Below are 23,509 nucleotides of genomic sequence, written 5' to 3' on the forward strand. Positions count from 1 at the left end.
ACACCCCATAATAGAAGTAAAACATGGCTTTTAAGAAAGATAATAAAGTAAAGAGTAATTTCAGCAAGATTACTATCGGACTGGCTTCACCTGAGGAGATTCTTGAGAACTCTTTTGGTGAGGTAACCAAGCCAGAGACTATCAACTATCGTACCTATAAACCAGAACGTGATGGTTTGTTCTGCGAGCGTATCTTCGGTCCAACAAAGGATTACGAGTGTGCCTGTGGTAAGTACAAGCGTATCCGTTATAAGGGTATTGTCTGCGACCGTTGTGGTGTTGAGGTAACAGAAAAGAAAGTGCGTCGTGAACGTGCTGGACACATTGAGTTGGTTGTCCCTGTGGCTCATATCTGGTATTTCCGTAGTCTTCCTAACAAGATTGGTTACCTTCTCGGTATGCCAACAAAGAAGCTTGATGCTGTTATTTATTATGAGAAATATGTTGTCATCCAGCCGGGTGTCGTAGAGGGTATGAAGAATGCCGATACAGATGAGGATTTGAATGGTTCTCATAAGTTCGACCTTCTTTCTGAAGATGAATATCTCGATATCCTTGATAATAAACTCCCAGAGGGTAATGAGCGTTTGGATGATTCTGATCCAAGCAAGTTCATTGCTAAGATGGGTGCAGAGGCTATTTATGACCTCCTCACAGGCATTGACCTTGATCGTTTGGCAGGTGAATTGCGTGACCGTGCAACAACTGACTCAAGTCAGCAGCGTAAGACAGAAGCTTTGAAGCGTCTGCAGGTTGTAGAGGGTTTCCGTCAGTCTATCGGTGTGAATAATCCAGAATGGATGATCATGAAGATTATCCCTGTTACTCCACCGGAGCTTCGTCCATTGGTTCCATTGGATGGAGGACGTTTCGCAACATCTGACCTTAATGACCTCTATCGTCGCGTTATCATCCGTAACAATCGTTTGAAGCGTTTGATGGAGATTAAGGCTCCTGAGGTTATTCTGCGTAATGAGAAGCGTATGCTTCAGGAAGCTGTTGATTCACTTTTCGATAACAGCCGTAAGTCTTCTGCTGTAAAGAGTGAGAGCAATCGTCCATTGAAGTCACTCTCTGACTCTCTGAAGGGTAAGCAGGGACGTTTCCGTCAGAACCTCCTCGGTAAGCGTGTTGACTATTCTGCGCGTTCAGTAATCGTCGTTGGTCCAGAGTTGAAGATGGGTGAGTGTGGTCTGCCTAAGTTGATGGCAGCAGAGCTTTACAAGCCATTCATTATTCGTAAGCTCATAGAGCGCGGTATTGTGAAGACTGTAAAGAGTGCTAAGAAGATTGTAGACCGTCGTGAGCCAGTAATTTGGGATATCCTTGAGAATGTAATGAAGGGTCACCCAGTTATGTTGAACCGTGCCCCGACACTTCACCGTCTTGGTATTCAGGCATTCCAGCCTAAGTTGATAGAGGGTAAGGCTATCCAGTTGCACCCATTGGCATGTACTGCGTTCAATGCTGACTTCGATGGCGACCAGATGGCTGTTCACCTCCCATTGAGCAATGAGGCTATATTGGAGACACAGATTTTGATGCTTCAGAGTCATAACATTCTTAATCCTGCTAATGGTGCACCAATCACCGTTCCTTCACAGGATATGGTGCTCGGTCTCTACTATATCACTAAGATCCGCCCAGGTGCTAAGGGTGAAGGTCTTACTTTCTATGGTCCAGAGGAAGCAATCATTGCTTACAATGAGAAGAAATGTGACCTCCATTCACAGATTAAGGTAATCGTTGACGACCTCGTTGATGGAAAACTCCAGAAGCGTATGGTTGAGACATCAGTTGGTCGTGTAATTGTTAATCAGATTATCCCAACTGAGATTGGATTCTTCAATGGTATTATCTCTAAGAAATCACTTCGTGGTCTTATCGCTGACGTTATTAAGGCAGTTGGTATGGCTCGTGCTTGTGAGTTCCTTGATGGTATCAAGAACCTTGGTTACCGTATGGCATATGTTGCAGGTCTTTCCTTTAACCTCGACGATATCATCGTTCCTGTTGAGAAAACTGATATCGTAGGTAAGGGTCAGAGTGAGGTTGATCAGGTGAAGGCTAACTATGAAATGGGTTTCATCACTGATAAGGAGCGTTACAATCAGGTAATTGATGCGTGGACACACGTAAACAATAACCTTAAGCAGGCCGTTATGAAGCACATGACAGAGGCTGATCAGGGTTTCAATGCTGTATATATGATGCTTGACTCTGGTGCCCGTGGTTCTGCTGACCAGATTGCACAGCTTGCTGGTATGCGTGGTCTTATGGCTAAGCCACAGAAGGCAGGTGCTGAAGGTGCTCAGATTATTGAGAACCCAATTATCTCTAACTTTAAGGAGGGTATGTCTGTGTTGGAGTACTTTATTGCTTCTCACGGTGCTCGTAAGGGTCTTGCCGATACGGCTATGAAGACTGCCGATGCAGGATACTTGACACGTCGTCTTGTTGACGTTTCTCATGATGTTATCATCAATGAGGAGGATTGTGGTTCACTCCGTGGTCTTGAGTGTCGTGCCTTGAAGAATGGTGATGAAACAATTGCAAGCCTCTATGAGCGTATCTTGGGTCGTGTGTCAGTTCATGATGTTATCAATCCTACAACTGGTGATATTATCGTTGCTGCAGGTGAGGAGATTACAGAGGCAAAGGCACAGGCTATTGAAGATTCACCAATTGAGATGGTAGAAATCCGTTCTGTACTTACTTGTGAGAGCAAGAAGGGTGTATGTAAGAAGTGTTACGGACGTAACCTTGCTTCTGCACGTATGGTACAGATGGGAGAGGCTGTTGGTGTCATTGCTGCACAAGCTATTGGTGAGCCTGGTACACAGCTTACTCTTCGTACGTTCCACGCTGGTGGTGTGGCTGGTAATGCTGCGGCTAATGCAACTATTACAGCTAAGAGTGATGCTAAGATAGAGTTTGAGGAACTCCGTACCGTACCATTCGTTGATGAGAATGACAAGGAGTGTGAGATGGTTGTTAGCCGTTTGGCTGAAATTCGCTTTGTAGATCCTAACACTGGTATTGTACTCCTTACAGATAATGTTCCTTATGGTAGTTCTCTTTACTTTAAGTCTGGAGATACTGTCAAGAAGGGTGATATGATTTGTAAGTGGGACCCATTCAATGCTGTTATTGTTAGTGAATATGCAGGTGTTCTCCGCCTACATGACGTTATAGAGGGCGTTACTTATAAGGCAGAAACCGATGATGCTACAGGTCTTACAGAGCGTATCATTGTTGACTCACGCGATAAGACAAAACTCCCTACTGTTGATATTGTCAAGGTTGGTGCTAAGAAGAGTGCTGATGGTCTTTATGCGGCATCTGATATCCTTGGTACATATAACCTCCCTGTAGGTGGTCACTTGGAGCAGGTACTTCTTGATGGTGCTGAGATTAAGACGGGTATGACACTCGTTAAGATTCCACGTTCTGTCGGTGGTGCTGGTGATATTACTGGTGGTCTTCCACGTGTTACTGAGCTCTTTGAGGCTCGTAACCCATCTAACCCTGCTGTCGTATCTGAAATTGATGGTGAGATTACTATGGGTAAGGTCAAGCGTGGTAACCGTGAGATTATCGTGACTTCTAAGACTGGTGAGCAGCGTAAGTATCTTGTTAGTCTGTCTAAGCAGATTCTTGTGCAAGAGCATGATGCTGTTCGTGCTGGTACTCCATTGTCTGATGGTATCATCACACCTGCTGATATCTTGTCTATCATGGGTCCAACAGCTGTTCAAGAGTATATTGTTAATGAGGTTCAGGACGTATATCGTTTGCAGGGTGTGAAGATTAATGACAAGCACTTTGAGATTATCGTTCGTCAGATGATGCGCAAGGTACGTATCGACGATCCAGGAGATACTACATTCCTCGAGCAGGAACTTGTTGACAAACTCGACTTTGCTGAGGAGAATGATCGTATCTGGGGTAAGAAGGTTGTTACCGATCCAGGTGATTCTGAGAACTGCTATAAGGGTCAGATTCTCTCTGTACGTAAGTTACGTGATGAGAACTCAAGCCTTAAGCGTCGTGACCTCAAACTCGTTCAGGTGCGTGATGCCGTTCAGGCAACTGCTACCCAGATTCTTCAGGGTATCACACGTGCTGCCCTCGGTACGAAGAGCTTCATGAGTGCTGCTTCCTTCCAGGAGACAACTAAGGTGCTCAACGAGGCTGCTCTCCGTGGTAAGAGTGATAACCTTGAGGGTATGAAGGAGAATGTTATCTGTGGTCACCTCATTCCTGCCGGTACTGGTCTTCGTCAGTGGCAGAAACTCGTTGTTGGTTCGCAAGAAGAGCACGAGCGTATGGAGGCTAACAAGAAGAATGTTCTTGACTTCGCTAAGCAAAAGGCAGAGGCTACACAGGAGTAATCCTAACCTCTCATACATAAGATTAAAAGGGATTTGCAATAACTTTGCAAGTCCCTTTTTTGTATATTGCTTTAGCTGTCTAAATTCATTATTAGAACGAAAGGTGGAAGTTCTATAGCTCTTATGTGGCACACTTATTGTATTAATGTTTATACCTATAGATGTAGTTTTCTATAGATATGAGTTCTCTTGATAAGATATTTAATGTGATATAAAGTTCAGATGGTATCTATTGGTTACATTTGTTACCAAATGTGAATTGTGCAAAGGTAACAAGTGTTACCTAATGAAGAGTTTTCTATTTCTTTGGTTATGTTTACAAACTTATGGCATATCTATTGTTGTTCATTATATTAAGAGGGGTATAGTATGCCCTAACTTAATATAAGGTCTTAAAAAATAAATAAACATTAATTAAAATTAAAGAAATGACACCAAAGAAATTATGGTTGACTTTGGCAGCGGTCATTCTCGGATCGTTTGCCGTTTTATGCTTCTATGGCGTTGAGATTTTTAGAGAGATGCCACCTTTCCCTAACAAGATAGTAACAGAGAGTGGTGAAATGTTGTTTGAAGGACAAGACATAAAGGATGGACAGAACGTTTGGCAGTCTATTGGAGGTCAGACAGTAGGTAGTGTTTGGGGCCATGGCGCATACGTAGCTCCTGATTGGACAGCCGACTATTTGCATCGTGAGTCAGAATTGATGTTAGCCGAATTAGCTAAGAAAGATGGTAAGGTGTATAACCAGTTGGACGAAGCAGACAAGGCTAAGTACAAGGTATTGTTGCAAGAAGAGCTTCGTAAGAATACCTATGATGCACAGACTGGTGTTATCACCTTTAGTAAGATGCGTGCTAAAGTGGCTAAGCAATTGCATAATTATTATGCCAAACTATTCTTAAACGACCCATCTATGGCTAAGTTGCGCAATGCGTATGCTATGCGCGAAAAATCTGTAGAAGCAGTAGGCGGTCTTTCTGCTGAGAAGCGTTTTGATAAGATGGATGCTTTCTTTGCATGGTCAAGCTGGGTGTGTGTGACCAATAGACCTAATAGCGACGTTAGTTATACCAATAACTGGCCACATGACCCTGTCATAGGCAATGTTGCCCCTGCTTCGTTACATCTTTGGTCAGGCTTCAGTGTGTTAATGTTACTCTTCTGTGTAGGAATTTTAGTTTACTATTATGCTCAGCATAAAGAAGAACATGTGTCAAAGGTGCCAGAATCAGATCCGATGAGAGATCTTAAGCCTACAGCATCGATGCGTGCCGTACTGAAATACATTTGGGTCGTAGGTGCATTAATGCTGGTCCAGATGCTTTCCGGTGTGATAACAGCCCATTACGGTGTAGAGGGAGATGCTTTCTTTGGGCTACCTATACAAAACATTTTCCCTTATGCCGTATCGCGTAGCTGGCATGTCCAGTTAGCTATTCTTTGGATTGCAACCTCATGGTTGGCTACAGGTTTATATATAGCACCAGCAGTTTCGGGAGTTGAACCAAAATATCAAGCCTTAGGTGTAAACATTCTCTTTGGAGCATTGGTTTTCGTAGTTGCAGGTTCGTTAGCTGGTCAATGGTTCGGTGTAATGCAAAAACTTGGTTTGGTAGAGAACTTCTGGTTTGGACATCAAGGATACGAGTATGTTGAGTTGGGACGTCTATGGCAGATACTATTGCTTACGGGCTTAGTTCTTTGGTTGTTCTTAATGATTCGCGCACTTATTCCTGCACTTAAGCGAAAGGACGAAAACCGCCATTTACTTACTCTCTTTGTTATTGCCTCATTAGCTATCGCATTCTTCTATGCAGCAGGTTTGATGTATGGACGCCAAACTCATATGGCTGTTGCTGAGTACTGGCGTTGGTGGGTAGTTCACCTTTGGGTTGAAGGCTTCTTTGAGGTATTTGCTACGGTGGTTGCATCGTTCTTGTTCTGTCGTTTGGGACTACTTAAGATTAAGAGTGCCACAGTTTCTGTGTTGTTCTCTACTATCGTCTTTCTTGCAGGTGGTATTTTAGGAACATTCCATCACTTGTATTTCAGTGCAACCCCAACAGCAGTATTAGCACTTGGAGCTACATTCAGTGCAATGGAGCTTGTTCCGCTCGTACTGATAGGAATAGAAGCATACCATAATTATCAGCTGAGCCGTTCTGCAGCTTGGATAAAATCCTATAAGTGGCCGATATATTGCTTCATTGCAATGTGTTTTTGGAACTTCTTGGGTGCTGGTATCTTTGGTTTCTCCATTAATCCGCCAATCGCCTTATATTATTTGCAGGGACTGAATACCACTGCCGTTCATGGTCATGCAGCTCTGTTCGGAGTCTATGGTATCTTGGGAATAGGCTTGATGCTATTTGTCTTGCGCGGTCTTTATCCAAATAACGAATGGAACGATAAGCTTATAGGATCTGCTTTCTGGTGTATAAACATTGGTTTGCTGCTAATGACAGTGGTAAGTATCTTGCCAATTGGTATCCTACAAGCCTACGAAAGCATAACCAACGCTTACTGGTCGGCAAGATCGGCTGAGTTCATGCAACAAGATCTCATGCAAACATTAAGATGGCTGCGTATACCTGGAGACACGTTTGTAGCTTTGGGTGAAGTTCTATTTGTCTTGTTTGTCATCGGTTTACAGTTTGGCTGGTCGAAGAAAGGCAGACGCTAAAAGGCTGATATCCTATAAAAACAGAATTGACCCTATAAACCGCTTACAAGAGGTGGTTTGTAGGGTCATTTGGTACGTTTGGTATGAGCATTATCAACAGATGTAAGTCCCGATTTTCTTTATGTTAACCTACATTGAAGTTTAACAAATAATGTTCGATTTAAGAATAAAACTATCAACTAAATCCATTACATAACGTTGATGCTGTGCGTTTCATATACTGAAACTGTGTGTTTCAAGCCTTGAAACTTTCTTGAGACTGTATTTTGAAGGATGTGTAACTTATTAGCCTTGTCGTACGACTACTTTATTTCAACTGATTCTATTGGTTAGAATTCAAAAACTTTTATAATCAGATTTGGACAAATGACTTTTATGTATTATCTTTGCATAAGAGAAATAAAGTATTATCTAAATCATATTAACAAAATGGACAATAATAATCAGAATCAAGAGGGACAGCAGTTGCAGATTGATCTCTCACCAGAAATCGCTAAAGGTGTTTATACAAACTTCCAGATAATCTCTCATTCAAGTTCAGAGTTTGTACTTGATTTTGCTACACTTCTTCCAGGTGTACCAAAGGCAACAGTGACAAGCCGTGTTATTATTGCTCCTGAGCACGCATTGCGTCTTCTTGCAGCTTTGCAGGATAATGTAGTTCGTTATGAGAAAGAGTTTGGTAAGATTGACCGTCATGAGCCAGAGCAGGAGCCACGTACGATAGCTCCATTCGGTCCTGGTAAGGTTGATGCATAAACAGTCTTTTAAGGAGATACAACAAAGCCGTCCAAGGATTTGGGCGGCTTTGTTGTTTTTGATAATCTCGAGAGATATAGAATGAGCAGTTGTCGGAATTACTTGTATCTATAGCAATCGTAGGGAATCTGTTCGTTGACTATTCGGGTTTAACCCTGAAAAGCATATTTATAAATAAAGATACCAACAAGAGGTGTGAAAGCAAGGCTTAGTCCTATAAATGTGAAGCACGATAGCCAGTCCCAATCTCTCCACTTGATGACAAAGGGTATAAGTACAAGTGTAATAATGAGATCTATAAATATCCACATAATAAGAATTGCTTTTGAAAGACAAAGATAGAACTTATCTTGACTTTTGTTTCTTTTTCACTTTCTTCATCAGAATAACAATAAATGCTATATAATTCCATGCTTGCCAACTGGTCAAAGTAACATCAAATCTGTTCAACAGACTTCTGTATGAATCCAACCACGCATTTGTTCTTTCTATGCTGTACCTTTCTTTATACAGTATATCGTCAAACAAATAGCAATCTTGCCCACCCCCTGCTCTATAATTAAATGCTACATTTGCAAACACACCCATTCTTAGGCACATGTGTCTAAACTCTTTTGTATCGAATCCCGCATCAGCATTGAGAAATAATCCATCAGTAGAAATATCAGACTTTGTGAGTTGTGAGAATACTTCTTTAACCACTTCTGAAATATTGTACAAATCATTGTGAGAACCTGCAACTAGAGTGGATAGGGCGAGTGGTATTCCCTGACGGTCAGTTACATAAATAGCATTTGTAGTCTTGCTCTTCTTGCGTCCCTGATAGCTCTGACAATCCCCACCACGTAATGCTGTTGTATGGCTGCCATCCAAATCTATACTTGACATATCCAAGAAAGATTTATAACGGCCTAGAAGTATTGTCCACACTTTTTGCCATTCTCCTTTCTTACACCATTTGCGAAAATGTCCGTATACGGTTTTGTAATGAAGAACCTTTGCTGTGAAGAACGATGAAACTGGAAGCATATACCATTGGCAACCAGTCTTAAGCTTATAAAGAATGCATTGAATTACCTCGGACAGGCAGCTTTGGCAAATATATCCACGTTTTGCTACTGATAAATGAGGTAGAATTTCATTTTTTATTGTATCTTTGTCCAGTACTTTGTACATGAGAGGTATTTAAAGCTTGGTTCACTAATACAAAGATAAGAATTCCTCTCTATTTTAACAAAATAAAAAGTCAAGACGACTTCATTGTTTAGGTTGATATAGGCAAATGTAGGGACTTTTTTTATTTGACACAAATTATGCTAAGAAATATTTTCTAAATAATCATTAATTTTAATCAAGACGAGTGTAAACTCCTCTGACTATCAGATGAAAAGGGATTCTTCATCTACCCTCCTCCACTCAATATAAATAATAACTGAGGCTTTAAACCCAAATCGGTCATTAGACCACAATATGTACATTATTACTATGGTATGGTATTGTTTCCTAACATCTTTTATTTTCTTATCGGCATTTTGTCTGTCTTTGTAGCTTGACGTAGCCCGCTACGCCTGCGCACCAAAGCCAAACAATCTGCTCGATAATAAAACAAAATATGCTTAGGCTCTAATGACCGAATTGGGTTAAAAATGATTAACCTTTAGTAATATGGTTCTTTCGGACCAATAAATCGTTCGAAGAATTAGGACTTATTATAGCGTGCTAAGCCTCCGCACCAATGGTGTTAGGCGTCCGCACCATACGTGCGGGGCGTTCGCACGTACGTTAGAACAGGTAAGAAAACTTAATCAAAAGTACTAACTGCAAGACTATTAGACACAAAAAAACAGTCTTATTCCTTCTATAGAAAGATGGAATAAGACTGCTATATGACTTTTAAGCAGAGCTAAAGACTTACTTCTGTCTGAATCGCTCAGCCTGACTCTGAATCAAATCGGTATCCTCGAAATAGTTAATCTGCATAGCTGCACGTACCTCATCCATTGTCTGGGCTGCTGTCTCACGTGCTTCCAATGAGCCTTTCTTGAGGATATTATAAATCTCTAGAATATCCTGTTCGTACTCATGACGGCGCGCACGGATTGGATCCAACATCTTGTTCAAGACACTATTGAGCAACTTCTTACACTTCATATCACCGATACCACCAGCTGTATAAGCCGCTTTCAGCTCATCAAGGTTCTGGAACTCTGGCCAGAACTCAGCGAAGTCCTCATCTGTTGAAAAAGCATCAAGGTAAGTAAACACAGCATTTCCCTCAACATGACCTGGGTCAGACACATTCAAGTGAGTTGGATCAGTGTACATTGTCTTCACCTTCTTCCATACGGTATCAGCATCGTCAGAGAGATAGATACAGTTACCAAGACTCTTACTCATCTTCTCCTTACCATCTGTACCAGGCAGACGACGTGCTGTAGCATTCTCTGGCAACATAATAGCAGGCTCAACGAGTACTGGTGCATAAATCTGATTGAAGCGACGTACGAGTTCACGTGTCAACTCCAACATAGGCTCTTGATCCTCACCTGCAGGGACAGTAGTGGCCTTGAAAGCTGCAATATCAGCAGCCTGAGAAACAGGATAAGCAAAGAAGCCCATTGGAATGTTAGCTTCAAAGTTGCGCATCTTAATCTCAGTCTTCACCGTTGGGTTACGCTGAACACGGCTTACGCTGACAAGATTCATCAAGAAAGTGGTCAGTTCGGCTATTTCAGGAATCTGACTCTGTATGTAGAGTGTACATTTCTCTGGACTCAAGCCAGCAGAGAGATAATCTAAAGCTACCTCAATAATATTCTGTCGAATCTTCTCTGGGTTGTCAGCATTATCTGTCAACGCCTGTACGTCTGCCATAAAGACAAACATCTTATCGTAGTCTCCGAGGTTCTGAAGTTCCACACGACGGCGGAGAGAACCCACGTAGTGACCCAAGTGAAGTTTACCTGTAGGGCGGTCACCTGTTAAAATAATCTTTCCCATGTATATATTTCTGTTTTATTCGTTATGTGTATCGTTGAAGTTACTCATCGTGTCCTGGTACAGCAATGGTATCTATGCCTTCTTCTGGCTGTTCTTCAACTTGCTCTTCTTCCTTCTGTTCAGGCTCTGCTGGGGCTGTTGCCACGGTATCAACAGATGGAGTTTGCTCTACTTGAATAGGAGATTCATATGGAATCGTATCATTAGGGATGCTATCAGTCACAGGTGTTTCTGGCGAAGAAGAGCCGAAAGTGAAATAAGCACCTACACCACCAGCCAATAGAAGTAGACCGATAACAACGCCCCAAAGGATTGCATTGCTGTCTTTCTTGTGTGTTTCTCCTTGTACCTGCTGCACTTGTGAGGTAAAGCCTGTAGGTTGTTCATACTGCTGACCAGCACTCACCAAAGGTAATGTAACCTCCATGACACCTTGACAATGAGGACAAGTACACTCTATTGTTTGTCCTTCTTCAGCCTCAACAATAAACTGTGTTCCACAGTTATCACACGTTATCTGATATTTCATAACTTTACGTTGCTTAGAACTTTATTAGTAGCACCTGCCAAACTCTCGACATAAGTACCTGCCAAAGAACCACAAGCAGAGCGATATTCTTCGTCTTCGGCAAAGTGATTCATCAACAAACTAAAACTTTCAAAGTCGAAAACTTCAAAGCCACCACCATCACGCAAGAGTCCTTGTGCTTCAGCGAAATGCTTGTTGTTAGGACCAAAGAGAACCGGCATATCCCACACAGCAGCCTCGAGAACATTGTGGATTCCTACTCCAAAACCACCACCTACGTAGGCAACATCACCATAATGATAAATCGATGACAGCAAACCAAAACAGTCGATAATCAACACATCGGCATCAACAACATTCTCTTCTGTTGCCTGTGTATAGCGTACTACCTTCTTATCCTTTATCAGTGAGAGGATAGTCTTTAGATGATCTTCTCCGATAACGTGCGGTGCAATGATGAGTTTCCAGTCCTTATTCTCATTAAAGTACTTAAGGAAGATTTCCTCATCAGGCTGCCATGATGATCCTGCCACAAAGACTTTCTTTCTATCAGTAGCATTCCCATTGACGAACTTCTCCACCAAAGGCAATTTCTTGCTTGCCTCCTTGATTTGCAAAACACGGTCGAAGCGAGTATCACCCACAACAACAGCGTCAGAGATTCCTATCTTATTCAAGAGTTCCTTGCTCTCCTCATTCTGAACAAAGAAACGGCTAAAGCACTTTAAAACACGACCATAACCACGACCATACCACTTAAAGAAGATTTGATCTGGACGGAAAATGCTTGACACGCTATAGACTGGTATATCACGATACTGCAGGATATGCAGGTAATTATACCAGAATTCATACTTGATAAAGAACGCCATAAGAGGACGAACTGCACGTAGGAATCTGCGTGCATTACCCACCGTATCTATAGGAAGGTAGGTAATGATGTCTGCTCCCTCATAATTCTTTCTCACCTCATAACCAGAAGGAGAAAAGAAAGTAAGCAGAATCTTATATTGCGGATAGTCTTTTCGTATCTGCTCTATCAAAGGGCGACCCTGTTCAAACTCGCCCAATGAAGCAGCATGAAACCAAACGTATTGAGCGTCTGGCTCCACTTTCTCACGTAAAATCCGCACAGCCTCCTGTTCTCCTCGCCACATCTTGCGTAGCTTTTCATTGAAAAGACTACCCACAGCGATACCAAACTGGATGGCATACATTATTATATTATACATACTCGGCTCAATTAATTTAGCCTTTCAAGGTGCTTATCCCAACACCTCAATAGCCTTGTGCATACGCTTCAAGGTTTCCTCTTTGCCAAGGAAAGCAGATATATCGAACATTCCAGGACCCTTACCAATACCAACAAGGGTGAGTCGGAATGCGTTCATGATATCACCAAGCTTATAGCCTTTGTCCTCTACCCATTTCAAAACGATAGGTTCCTGACCTTCGACACTGAAGTCTTCGATTCCCTCCAAGACATCAGCAAGCTCGCTCATCTGCTGTGCAGAATATTCCTTCCAACGTTTCTTAACGGTCTTCTCGTCATAGCTTGTTGGTGCAATGAAGAAGAAAGAGCAAAGTTCCCAAAGTTCCTTAACGAAGCTAACACGGTCTTTCATCATATGTACAACCTGTTTCACCTGCTCCATAGTAGCCTCAACACCATTGTTAGCTACGATTGGTGCGAAGAGTTGTGCTATCTCATCATCAGACTTACGGAGGATGTATTCGTGGTTAAACCACATACCCTTCTGATAGTCGAACTTAGCTCCACTCTTTGAACACTTCGTGATATCGAATGCTTTTACAAGTTCCTCAAGCGAGAAGAGTTCCTGCTCCGTACCTGGGTTCCAGCCCAAGAGTGCCAAGAAGTTGACTACTGCCTCTGGGAAATAGCCACTCTCACGATAGCCTGAACTTACTTCACCAGTCTTAGGGTCGTGCCACTCCAATGGGAACACAGGGAAACCAAGGCGGTCACCATCACGCTTACTGAGCTTACCCTTACCCTCTGGCTTCAACAACAAAGGCAGATGGGCAAAGCGTGGCATGCTATCTTCCCAACCAAAGGCACGGTAAAGCAATACATGTAACGGTGCACTTGGCAACCATTCCTCACCACGAATAACGTGAGAGATTTCCATCAAGTGGTCATCAACGATGTTTGCAAGGTGATAAGTTGGCAATTCGTCTGCACTCTTGAACAGAACTTTATCATCAAGGATATCTGTCTTGATGCAAACATCACCACGAATCATATCATTGATATGAACTTCCTCACCTGGTTCTATCTTGAAACGAACTACATATTGTTGGCCATCTTCTATCAGACTTTCAACTTCCTCCTTTGACATTGTCAAAGAGTTACGCATCTGTAGACGAGTATGCGCGTCGTACTGGAAGTTTTCAATTTCCTTACGCTTCGCATCCAACTCCTCTGGCGTATCGAAAGCAATGTATGCCTTACCAGCTTCTAAAAGCTGATTGACGTACTTTTTATAAATATCACGACGTTCGCTCTGCCGATAAGGACCATGTTCGCCACCAAAGCTTACACCCTCATCAAACTTAATACCTAACCAATCAAAAGAGTCGAGGATATACTCCTCTGCCCCAGGGACAAAACGATTAGAGTCTGTGTCTTCAATACGGAAGATAAGTTTGCCGCCATGTTGACGAGCGAAAAGGTAGTTATACAAAGCAGTACGCACACCACCAATATGCAAAGCACCTGTTGGACTTGGAGCAAAACGCACTCTCACATTTCTTTCTGCCATTGTCTTAAATATTATATTTTCCTGCAAAATTAATGCTTTTTTTTGACTATCCGCTATATTTTTAGTATTTTCGCAAGTTGTTAGAGGATTACGCAACAAGTTACAACAGCTTGTTATAACATTTACGAAACAATATATAAGATGATAAGATTCAAAAACATAAGCAACCCCTATTGGCGGAATATGGTCTCAAGAGTAGCCTTGATTATCGTTGCCGTCGTTTTAATAGTGCTATTTTTACCCCGTACACAAGGTAAACTTTTCCATTATGACGAAGGGAAACCATGGATGTACGGACAGTTGATTGCTAAGTTCGACTTCCCTATCTTTAAGACTGATGCTGCGTTGAAGGTTGAGAAAGACTCTATCACAAAGCATTTCCAGCCTTATTACAACATTAACCAAACGGTTGAACAGAAGAAGATTGAACAGTTTAAGCAGGCATACAAGGATGGTATACCAGGCTTATCAAAAGACTATGTCGATGCGATTGCCCACCGGCTACACGAAATCTATGAGGCTGGAGTCATTGATCCACAACAATACTCTACACTTGCCAAGGACAGTAACCATTACATCCGTGTCGTAACTGGTAAGCAAGCAGTGAGTGTACCTATTAATAAAACCTACTCTACCCTTGGTGCCTATGAGCAGCTTTTCATGGACCCTTTGTTAGGTCCGAAGCGTTCCGTACTTCAGCAATGTAATCTTAACGACTACATAGAGGCAAACCTTGTCTATGACAAAGACCGTAGCGAGACGGAGATGAACGACATGCTAAGTCTTATTCCGCAGGCTTCAGGCATGGTTTTGGAGGGACAACGCATCATCGACCGTGGTGACATTGTCGATGCAAAGACCTATCGTGTGCTTAATTCCTTTGAACAAGCAATGGAGAAGCGCAAGGCTACTGAAGACGAGATAACATCTACCTTCATCGGGCAGACCATCTACGTCCTAATCTTCATTTGCCTTTTTACACTCTACTTGGCACTTTTCAGAAAAGATTATTTTAATAAACCACGTTCCATCTCACTACTTTATGTGATGATAGTCATCTATCCTATCCTCACATCCTTAATGATGGAGCATAACATTCTGAGTGTGTATATCCTTCCATTCAGTATGGCTCCGATATTCTTCCGTGTGTTTATGGACTCACGAACAGCCTTCATAGGACACATGACAATGGTACTTATCTGTGCGGTGGCTGTCAAATATCAATACGAATTCATTATCGTACAGTTTGTTGCTGGCCTCGTGGCGATTTATTCTTTGCGCGAATTATCAAAGAGAAGTCAAATCTTCCTTACCGCACTCCTTGTCACAATTGCCTCAGCAGCAGTGTACTTATCACTCCAACTCATACAAGCGGACGATTTTTCGAAGCTTGATCGCACTATGTATTACCACTTTGCTGTCAATGGTTTCTTCCTTCTCTTTACCTATCCACTGATGTTGGTCATCGAGAAGACTTTCGGCTTCGTGTCTACCGTAACAATGTTTGAGTTGTCAAACACAAACAATGAACTGCTACGCCGACTCAGTGAGGTTGCTCCTGGTACCTTCCAGCACTCTATCACGGTTGGTAATCTTGCCACAGAAATAGCCAGTAGAATCGGTGCAAAGAGCCAGTTGGTACGTACAGGTGCGCTCTATCATGACATTGGCAAGATGCTCAACCCTGCATTCTTTACCGAGAATCAGGCAGGCATCAACCCACATGACAAGCTAAACGACCTTGAGAGCGCACGTATCATCATCAGCCATGTGACGGAAGGTCTGAAACTTGCAGAAAAATACAACCTCCCACGTGAGATTAAGGAGTTTATTACCACCCATCATGGTGCTGGACTTGCTAAGTATTTCTACATACACTACAAGAATGAACATCCAGATGAGGAGGTCAACGAAGACTTGTTCCGTTACCCTGGACCAAATCCTTTCACACGTGAGCAGGCTATTCTTATGATGAGTGATACCGTTGAGGCTGCTTCACGCTCTCTACAGGAATACACCGAAGAGAGTATCAGTGGATTAGTAAACCGACTCATTGATGGTCAAGTTGCTGATGGAAACTTCACGGATTGTCCTATCACATTCCGTGACATCACCGCTGCTAAGGCTGTACTTATCGAACGTCTGAAAGCGATGTATCATACTCGTATTCAGTACCCACAGTTGAAAGCATAGAAGCTTAAGGACAACCACAAGGCTGACTCCTCTCCCCTTCCTTTCCAAAAGAAAGATACATAAACGCCAAGGGACCTCACTAAGTTACAACAATAGTAACATAGTGGGGGTTCTTTTTAGGGGACAGTCATTTGAAATGATAAAGTTTACCTCTTAAGCTTAGAAATTTGACATGATATCACACAGAGAAAAGGAGAACACGGAGGAAGATTTAAAAAGTAATAGAAGGAACGAAGGCACCGTCGATACATAGAGAAAGCGGAGGTTATTAGCCTGTTTTCTTTGACACTTTTGTGTTTAAGGCTTTGGAATTTTCTTTACAAAATAAGCCATAAAAAGACAGAAAATAAGGCTAAAAACGAGCATTAACAACACCTTTGTAAGTTGTTCGCTATCAAGCCTTTGCAAAACTGCATCTCAAAAGGTGCTTAATTGGACTTCAAAAGGGCGTTAATAAGACCTCAAGAGGGCATCTATTGCAAGCCTATTAGGCATCTTTAAGAAGACAAAAGAGCATGTATTGGTTTTGAGTCACATGAAAATAGTTTACAAAAACCTATGATGTAGGAATCAAGTTATTTGTAGAAAACAGATAGACATAGTATCAAATCGTTTTTATCTTTTAGCTTATCACTCTCTGCAAGACCATCTAATATGGGATAGTAATACCCTGCATATAGATAAGTCTTTCTTCTATTCCCATTCTATTCATTTAACGACATAAGCTTATTTCAGCCCTTTAACTACCTAATTAACACTGCACATTTTAACTAAAAATGAGAAAAAACAAACGAAAATTTGGAAGTTTAGAACAATATTCATAACTTTGCAACCAAAATATATAAGTTTTATATACACTTACGAATCAACAATGAAGTATCAGAAGACTGTCCTTGCAGCTGCTTTGCTCGCAATGGCAACAACAACACAAGCTGGAGGATTGCTTACAAACACCAATCAGAACATCGCATTTAACCGTAACTTTGCACGTGTAGGTGCTATTGGTATTGACGGTGTTTACTTTAACCCTGCTGGTGTAGCTTTTCTTGACCAAGGTTTTCATCTCTCTCTTAACTTCCAAAACGTATATCAGACACGTGAGCTTACTTCTACTTTCAGCGTGCCAGCATTAGCTAATACTCCTTACGAGTATCCTTTCAAGCTGAATGGTGGTAATGCTACTGATGGCAGTAAGTTCTATCAAGGTAAGGCTTCTGTGCCTATCCTCCCATCTTTCCAGGTGGCATATAATAAAGACAAATGGAGTTTCCAAGCTGGTTTTGGCTTGACTGGTGGCGGTGGTAAGGCTGCATTCAACGACGGTCTTCCTACATTTGAACGTCCAGTATCGCTCCTCCCTGCACTTATCAACCAGCAGTTGCCTACCTTTGCCGCACTTCTCGGACAGCAGGAAACACCTGCTACCAGCTATAGCCTTCAAAGCTATATGAGCGGTCAGCAGTATGACTTCGGACTCCAACTCGGTGTTGCTTATAAGATTAACGAGAATCTCTCTGTATTTGGTGGTGCTCGTTTCAATTATATCTATAACAAATACCAAGGTAGTATCACCAACATTTCAGCAAATGTGGGTGGAAACAACCAGAATCTCTACGATTATTTCCAATCAAAGGTTAACGCTTTGAACGAAAAAGCAAGTGCATTGCAGGCACAGGCTGTCGCTGCACAGACTCAGGCAGCAGCATATCAGGCACAAGCAGATAAAGCTACTGACCCTACTGCAAAGGCTCAGTTGCAGGCAGCAGCAGACCAATATGCAGCTGGCGCACAGAAGGCAACAGCTGGTGCAAAGCTCGTTCGTGCAGGTGCAGACAAGTTAGATAGTAGCAAGGAAAAGGTAAAAGACCGCTATTTAGAGGTTTCTCAGCGCGGATGGGGTATCACTCCAATCCTCGGTATTGACTACCGCACAGGCAAGTGGAACTTTGCTGCACGCTATGAGTTTACCACAAAGTTCAATATCGAGAACAATACAAAGCGTGATGACACCAAAAAGTATGAGAATGGCGTGAACACACCAAACGACATTCCTGGTATTCTTGCACTCGGTGCACAGTATGAAGTACTGAAGAACCTCCGTGTTATGGCAGGATATAACCACTACTTTGATAAAGATGCACGTATGGACAATGATAAGCAACGCTTCCTTAAGCATAACACACAAGAGTTCCTTGCTGGTGTTGAGTGGGATATCAACCCATCAGTGACAGTCAGTGCAGGTGGTCAGCGTACGCTCTACGGACTTGGCGATGGTAAATACCTGACCGATCTTAGCTTCGTAACGAGCAGTTACAGCTTCGGTTTCGGTGCAAAGATTAAGGTTGCAAAGAACACTCATCTCAACGTTGCTTACTTCTTTACCAACTATTCTAACTTCAAGAAGGAGTACACTGGTGCTATCGAAGCAGGTCAGGAGCAGGTGACACAGCCAGATGGTACTGTAACAATGCAGCCTAAGACTCTCGCAACTAAGAACACCGATATCTTCACTCGTACCAATAAGGTACTCGGTGTAGGACTTGATATTGATTTCTAAGCCACACATAAATCTACCGTTTTCCACAACTAATACCACTAAGAGGCAGTCAGAGTGATTCTGGCTGCCTCTAAACTTTTATAATTTCATCACAATTACTTGTCGTTTTCAACTAATATTCATATATTTGCAGCAGAAAGGAATAAGTTTATGGGAACAACAATATCAACACTTGCCTCAAGGATTGCTTGTAAACAAGCATACCAAGAGAAAAAGAAATTAGAAAGCTTGCAAAGGATTGCAAGGTACTTATCTGCCGAAGAGAGAGAGGTTCTCTTCAGTGGGAATGGTTTTGTACGTGTACCAAAAGAGGAAGCCGAGAGAATGAAGATTGATGCTTACCTCAATACTTAAACATCAACAAAAATGAGCCTGAGTTATTATCCTTACAGATTTGTGAAGAAAATAGATGAGCCTTGGGATGGACCTCAAGGCTTTTTACTTTATAAACTTTTGTATTCGTTTAAGTCTAATAAAAGTCATCAGACTTATTGGGTGTGGGTAGAGGTTTATTCACAACATTTTTATGCCGTCAAGTTCCATCTAAAAGCACATAGAGATAGTGACAAGAAATATAATATCCTGACGGGACTTAACGAGCCAAGAGAATGTATACAGACTTGTATGGCTATTATGAAAGAAGTTTCTGGGAAAGACGATAAAGCTTCTTTTGGTTTTATTGGTGCTAACTCTATTGGGGAGTCTGAACTTGAAACTAAAAGATTCCGAGTATACAGTAGGTATATGCAGACCTACTTTAACTCAGAAGAGTTTGAACATCATTATAACCTCATGAAGAGTGCGTATTTAATAATATGTAAACAGCAATTAAAAGATAATCCCAACCTCATCAATGACATCGTTGAAGGCTTTAAAGAACTTTACCCCTACTTTGACTAACATCTATCTTAAACCGATTTATACATGAGATAAAAGATGCTTTTCACACCTTATCGTATTTGAAAAATATGCTTTAAAAGTGGTCAAACAACATTTTAGAAAGGACTAACATAAGTTCCAATCCTACCCTAACAACAAACTCCATTCATTTATTTTCATGAACAAAAGAAATTATTTTCATGAAAAGAAATATTTATTTTCATGATAAAAAATATTTTTCTTCATGAAAATAATTTGGGGAATAAGACATTAGAAAAGAGAAAAGTAACTAATACTAAAGTGGATCAACATCATAATACACTTGAAGAGCACCATATCTCTTATCCTTCAACATGGCTTCTAAGGCTCCACGAAGATACTGGCGAACACGAGAATAGTCAATACCATTCTCCAACTTTAGCATAATCTTTCTAATGTTTAAGGTCTTCACTCGAGCTACAGCAGGTTTGTCAGGACCTAACACACGGTCACTGAAGATTTCACGGAGCCTACTTCCTAATTCCAAACCTGCTGAATTTACCGTGTTTTCATCCCTATGCTTCAAATAGACATAGACAAGTCGATAGAATGGAGGATAATGAAATTCCAACCTCTCGGTAAGTAAGTCGGAATAAAATGACTGATAATCATTACGCACCACCTGCTGAATAACAGGCAACTCTGGACTCTTTGTCTGCAGAATTACCAAACCCTGCCTACCCTTTCTGCCTGCTCGTCCACTCACTTGACTCATCATCATAAACGCTTGCTCGTATGCACGAAAGTCCGGATAATTCAACATTGAGTCTGCATTGAGGATTCCCACGACCGAAACCTTATCAAAGTCGAGACCCTTTGAAATCATCTGCGTACCAATCAGAAGATTGCTCTTCCCCGTAGAAAAGTCATTAATCAAACGTTCATAAGCATTACGTGTGCGGGTTGTATCAAGGTCCATACGCGCAATACGAGCCTCAGGGAAGATATAACGGATTTCATCTTCGACCTTCTCCGTTCCATACCCACGACCACGGATATCCTCACTTTTACAACAAGGGCAAACATCTGGCACCTTCATCGTATAACCACAATAGTGGCAAGAGAGGTAGTTCATGTTCTTATGATACGTCAACGAAACATCACAGTTTGGACACTTTGGAACCCATCCGCACTGTCTACACTCCACCATCGGTGCAAAGCCACGTCGATTCTGGAACAATATTGCTTGTTCGCCACGCCCTAAAGCCTCACGGACAGCAGAGAGAAGACGCGGAGAGAAGGGACCTGTCATCATCTTTCGACGATAAAGATCCTTTATATCAACAATCTCTATTTCGGGAAGTTGAATATCTTTATAACGACGTGTCAGCTCAACAAGTCCATACTTGCCTTGTTTTGCATTGTAATAGCTTTCCATTGAGGGCGTAGCTGTTCCCAAAAGTGTCTTTGCATTAGGATACATCTGTGCCAACACAATTGCTGCTGAGCGAGCATGATAACGAGGAGCAGGGTCTTGTTGCTTAAAACTCTGCTCATGTTCTTCATCTATAATAACAAGACCTAATCGATGAAATGGGAGAAAAATAGCACTTCTTGCACCTAAAATTACATCGTATGGCGAATTAGACAACTGCTTATGCCATATCTCCACACGCTCCGCATCGCTATACTTACTATGATAAATTCCCAATCGATCGCCAAAAACAGCCTTCAAACGCTCTGTAATCTGAACCGTTAGAGCAATCTCAGGCAAGAGATACAACACCTGCTTATGTTCATTGAGTGCTTTCTGAATGAGATGGATGTATATTTCCGTCTTTCCAGAAGAGGTCACTCCATGTAGTAGTGTCACACGATGAGACATCATTTGCAAGAGAATCTGATTGTAAGCCTCAGTCTGTGCTTCGTTCAGAGGTTTAATATTCTCTGGATGTGATGGTTTCCCACTGTTCAATCTACCGACCTCCTTCTCATAGGTAACCAATATTTTCCTATCCTGTAAAGCACGAATAACACCAACTGAAGCATGAGTAACGTTCATCAACTCTTCCCTTGTTACCTCTCGCAGCACTGTTTCTGATGTGATTTCCGCCATTTCATCGACACCAGCCAATTGTAAATAAGCCATAAGAACTTCCACTTGTTTCGCTGCACGCTTCATAGAATCAATCATAAGTGAGAGCGTCCTTTCATGGCGTAAGTTGTCAGCTAATCGGATATAAAGTTCTGTTCGTGGTCGATAACCGTATTCCTCTTTCAGTCCCGATGGCAATGCAGCCTTATAGACATCCCCAATTAGCGACATATAGTAATCGGATATCCAATGCCAAAGTTTCAGTTGTTGTGGGAGAAGTACAGGAGTGTTATCCAATACATCTATGATATTCTTATAGGTAATCTTCTTTCCGCCTGCAGCATCATTCTCCGATGGATTCGGTATATTTACAGGATATTCCGCAACAATGCCCACATAGATCTTACTCTTTCCCAAAGGCACAGACACACGTACACCAGCTGTCACCCGAGATGCCAATGCATCGGGTACACCATACGTAAAATAGCCTTCAAGAGGAAGGGGGAGAATAATATTAGCGTAAGTCATTACAAATTCTTTATTACCTATCAACCAACACAAACAATACTATAAGCCAGACATTGGTTTGAATACAAAGTTACAAAGAAAGATACAAATACACAATGATAGAAGTCATCAATAACACTATTCTCTCACAGAAACGGTATCAATATAATGTTTTATCACATAAAAGTCCCATTACATTCTCGATGAAATGGGACTTTTTAATATATTACTAAACTTCTGTTCTTAGAAGAAATAGGCTATACCCACTTGCCATGAGTTATTACGACTACCCTTCTTATTAAAGACAGACGTCGCTGCATCAGTAGCAGTTTTCCAGGTTGCATGCCCAGTCTTACCACAAGCTATATTATAGTTAGCACTAACTTGCAAATTTTTAAATGCCGTTACACCGAAACCAAGGTTGACACTGAAGTTACTATTCTTCAATGCATAGGTACTCTTCATGTTCCACTGATACTCCTTTTCACCAATATTAAATGCAATCTGAGGACCACCAAAGAAGAAAATGCTTGCCACACTACCTAATCCAACAGAATAGCGAGCATTCACAGGAATCGCTATCTGCTGTTGTTTTACGGTCTGCGTCATAGTAGCATAATCAAGTTTGGCTGCACGATAGTCATAGAGAACAGAAGCATCCATACCTAAACCTACTACTGGTAAGGTAAACTTCACAGTAGGACCAAAGAACCAACCTATCTGATTAGATTTATCAAACACTTCACTATCAAAGTAAAAATCACTCACATTCAGTCCTGCCTTTACACCAAACTTTAATGGTTCATCAGCATGGACTGGAACAGAAATAAGAAATGATAGGACTAAGAAACCCAATGAAATATTTTTTTTCATGACCATAAGTGTTAATAATAAAGAACTAAATTCACTCCTCATCATGCAAAGCTGGTATGCTTACACATCTGAGAGAGACTCGAAATAGTACAACTTTCCGAGTACCTTTATATATTAACTGAATCTGTAAGGATATTATTGTCCGTTTAAAATTAATTAAGTTTGGTTCTATAAAATTCCTTTAATGAAGTTTTATCTATCCCTCATTAAAGGCTGATTCCATCGTAGTTTCTACAGAACCAACCTTAAGGAAATTTAGGTTCTTCCAAAAGAT

Annotated in this window: 14 protein-coding genes; 7 read left to right on the forward strand and 7 right to left on the reverse strand. The window is 41.6% G+C overall.

From position 1 onward, the window contains the following. Positions 1-23 precede the first annotated feature (23 nt). From rpoC to J4861_RS10245, 3 genes are all read left to right on the forward strand, one after another. On the forward strand, positions 24-4,394 hold the full coding sequence (rpoC, locus tag J4861_RS10235; protein ID WP_211816744.1) for a DNA-directed RNA polymerase subunit beta': 4,371 nt from the start codon (positions 24-26) through the stop codon (positions 4,392-4,394). Between the two features lie 428 nt (positions 4,395-4,822). Beyond that, the gene (locus J4861_RS10240; RefSeq protein WP_211816745.1) at positions 4,823-7,081 is read left to right on the forward strand and encodes a nitric-oxide reductase large subunit; all 2,259 of its coding nucleotides are present in this window, start codon (positions 4,823-4,825) and stop codon (positions 7,079-7,081) included. Positions 7,082-7,510: 429 nt separating this feature from the next. Beyond that, complete coding sequence (locus J4861_RS10245; protein WP_004361672.1) at positions 7,511-7,840, forward strand: DUF3467 domain-containing protein; 330 nt, start codon at positions 7,511-7,513, stop codon at positions 7,838-7,840. A 345-nt stretch (positions 7,841-8,185) separates the two neighbouring features. On the opposite strand, the gene J4861_RS10250 is transcribed toward J4861_RS10245, so the two are convergent. The 5 genes from J4861_RS10250 to gltX form a co-directional block, all read right to left on the reverse strand. After that, on the reverse strand, positions 8,186-9,016 hold the full coding sequence (locus J4861_RS10250; protein WP_211816746.1) for an IS5 family transposase: 831 nt from the start codon (positions 9,014-9,016) through the stop codon (positions 8,186-8,188). Positions 9,017-9,751: 735 nt separating this feature from the next. Beyond that, complete coding sequence (trpS, locus tag J4861_RS10255; protein ID WP_211816747.1) at positions 9,752-10,840, reverse strand: tryptophan--tRNA ligase; 1,089 nt, start codon at positions 10,838-10,840, stop codon at positions 9,752-9,754. A 40-nt stretch (positions 10,841-10,880) separates the two neighbouring features. Beyond that, positions 10,881-11,369: a hypothetical protein gene (locus J4861_RS10260; protein ID WP_211816748.1), complete on the reverse strand. Its 489-nt coding sequence runs from the start codon at positions 11,367-11,369 to the stop codon at positions 10,881-10,883. After that, entirely contained in the window at positions 11,366-12,601 is a 1,236-nt protein-coding gene (locus J4861_RS10265; protein WP_211816749.1) for a 3-deoxy-D-manno-octulosonic acid transferase, read from the reverse strand. The genes J4861_RS10260 and J4861_RS10265 overlap by 4 nt, the downstream gene beginning before the upstream one ends. Before the next feature lie 33 nt (positions 12,602-12,634). Continuing rightward, positions 12,635-14,152 carry a glutamate--tRNA ligase gene (gene gltX / locus J4861_RS10270; protein WP_211816750.1) on the reverse strand — a complete coding sequence of 506 codons (1,518 nt, stop codon included), beginning with the start codon at positions 14,150-14,152 and terminating at the stop codon, positions 12,635-12,637. A 141-nt stretch (positions 14,153-14,293) separates the two neighbouring features. Between gltX and J4861_RS10275 the strand changes: the two genes are divergently transcribed. From J4861_RS10275 to J4861_RS10290, 4 genes are all read left to right on the forward strand, one after another. Further along, positions 14,294-16,345 carry an HD family phosphohydrolase gene (locus J4861_RS10275; protein WP_211816751.1) on the forward strand — a complete coding sequence of 684 codons (2,052 nt, stop codon included), beginning with the start codon at positions 14,294-14,296 and terminating at the stop codon, positions 16,343-16,345. Positions 16,346-17,216: 871 nt separating this feature from the next. After that, positions 17,217-18,902, forward strand: coding sequence for a hypothetical protein (locus J4861_RS10280; protein WP_211816752.1), 1,686 nt, complete (start codon positions 17,217-17,219; stop codon positions 18,900-18,902). Between the two features lie 150 nt (positions 18,903-19,052). After that, positions 19,053-19,256 (forward strand): hypothetical protein, encoded by a 204-nt coding sequence (locus J4861_RS10285; RefSeq protein ID WP_120173649.1) that lies wholly within the window; start codon positions 19,053-19,055, stop codon positions 19,254-19,256. A 42-nt stretch (positions 19,257-19,298) separates the two neighbouring features. Further along, complete coding sequence (locus J4861_RS10290; protein ID WP_249110832.1) at positions 19,299-19,802, forward strand: hypothetical protein; 504 nt, start codon at positions 19,299-19,301, stop codon at positions 19,800-19,802. A 274-nt stretch (positions 19,803-20,076) separates the two neighbouring features. On the opposite strand, the gene priA is transcribed toward J4861_RS10290, so the two are convergent. Next, positions 20,077-22,383: a replication restart helicase PriA gene (priA, locus tag J4861_RS10295; protein ID WP_211816754.1), complete on the reverse strand. Its 2,307-nt coding sequence runs from the start codon at positions 22,381-22,383 to the stop codon at positions 20,077-20,079. Positions 22,384-22,605: 222 nt separating this feature from the next. Further along, the gene (locus tag J4861_RS10300) at positions 22,606-23,235 is read right to left on the reverse strand and encodes a porin family protein (protein ID WP_211816755.1); all 630 of its coding nucleotides are present in this window, start codon (positions 23,233-23,235) and stop codon (positions 22,606-22,608) included. Positions 23,236-23,509: the final 274 nt, after the last annotated feature.

This window comes from Prevotella melaninogenica, from assembly GCF_018127925.1.
GTDB classification, from domain to species: Bacteria; Bacteroidota; Bacteroidia; order Bacteroidales; family Bacteroidaceae; genus Prevotella; species Prevotella melaninogenica_C.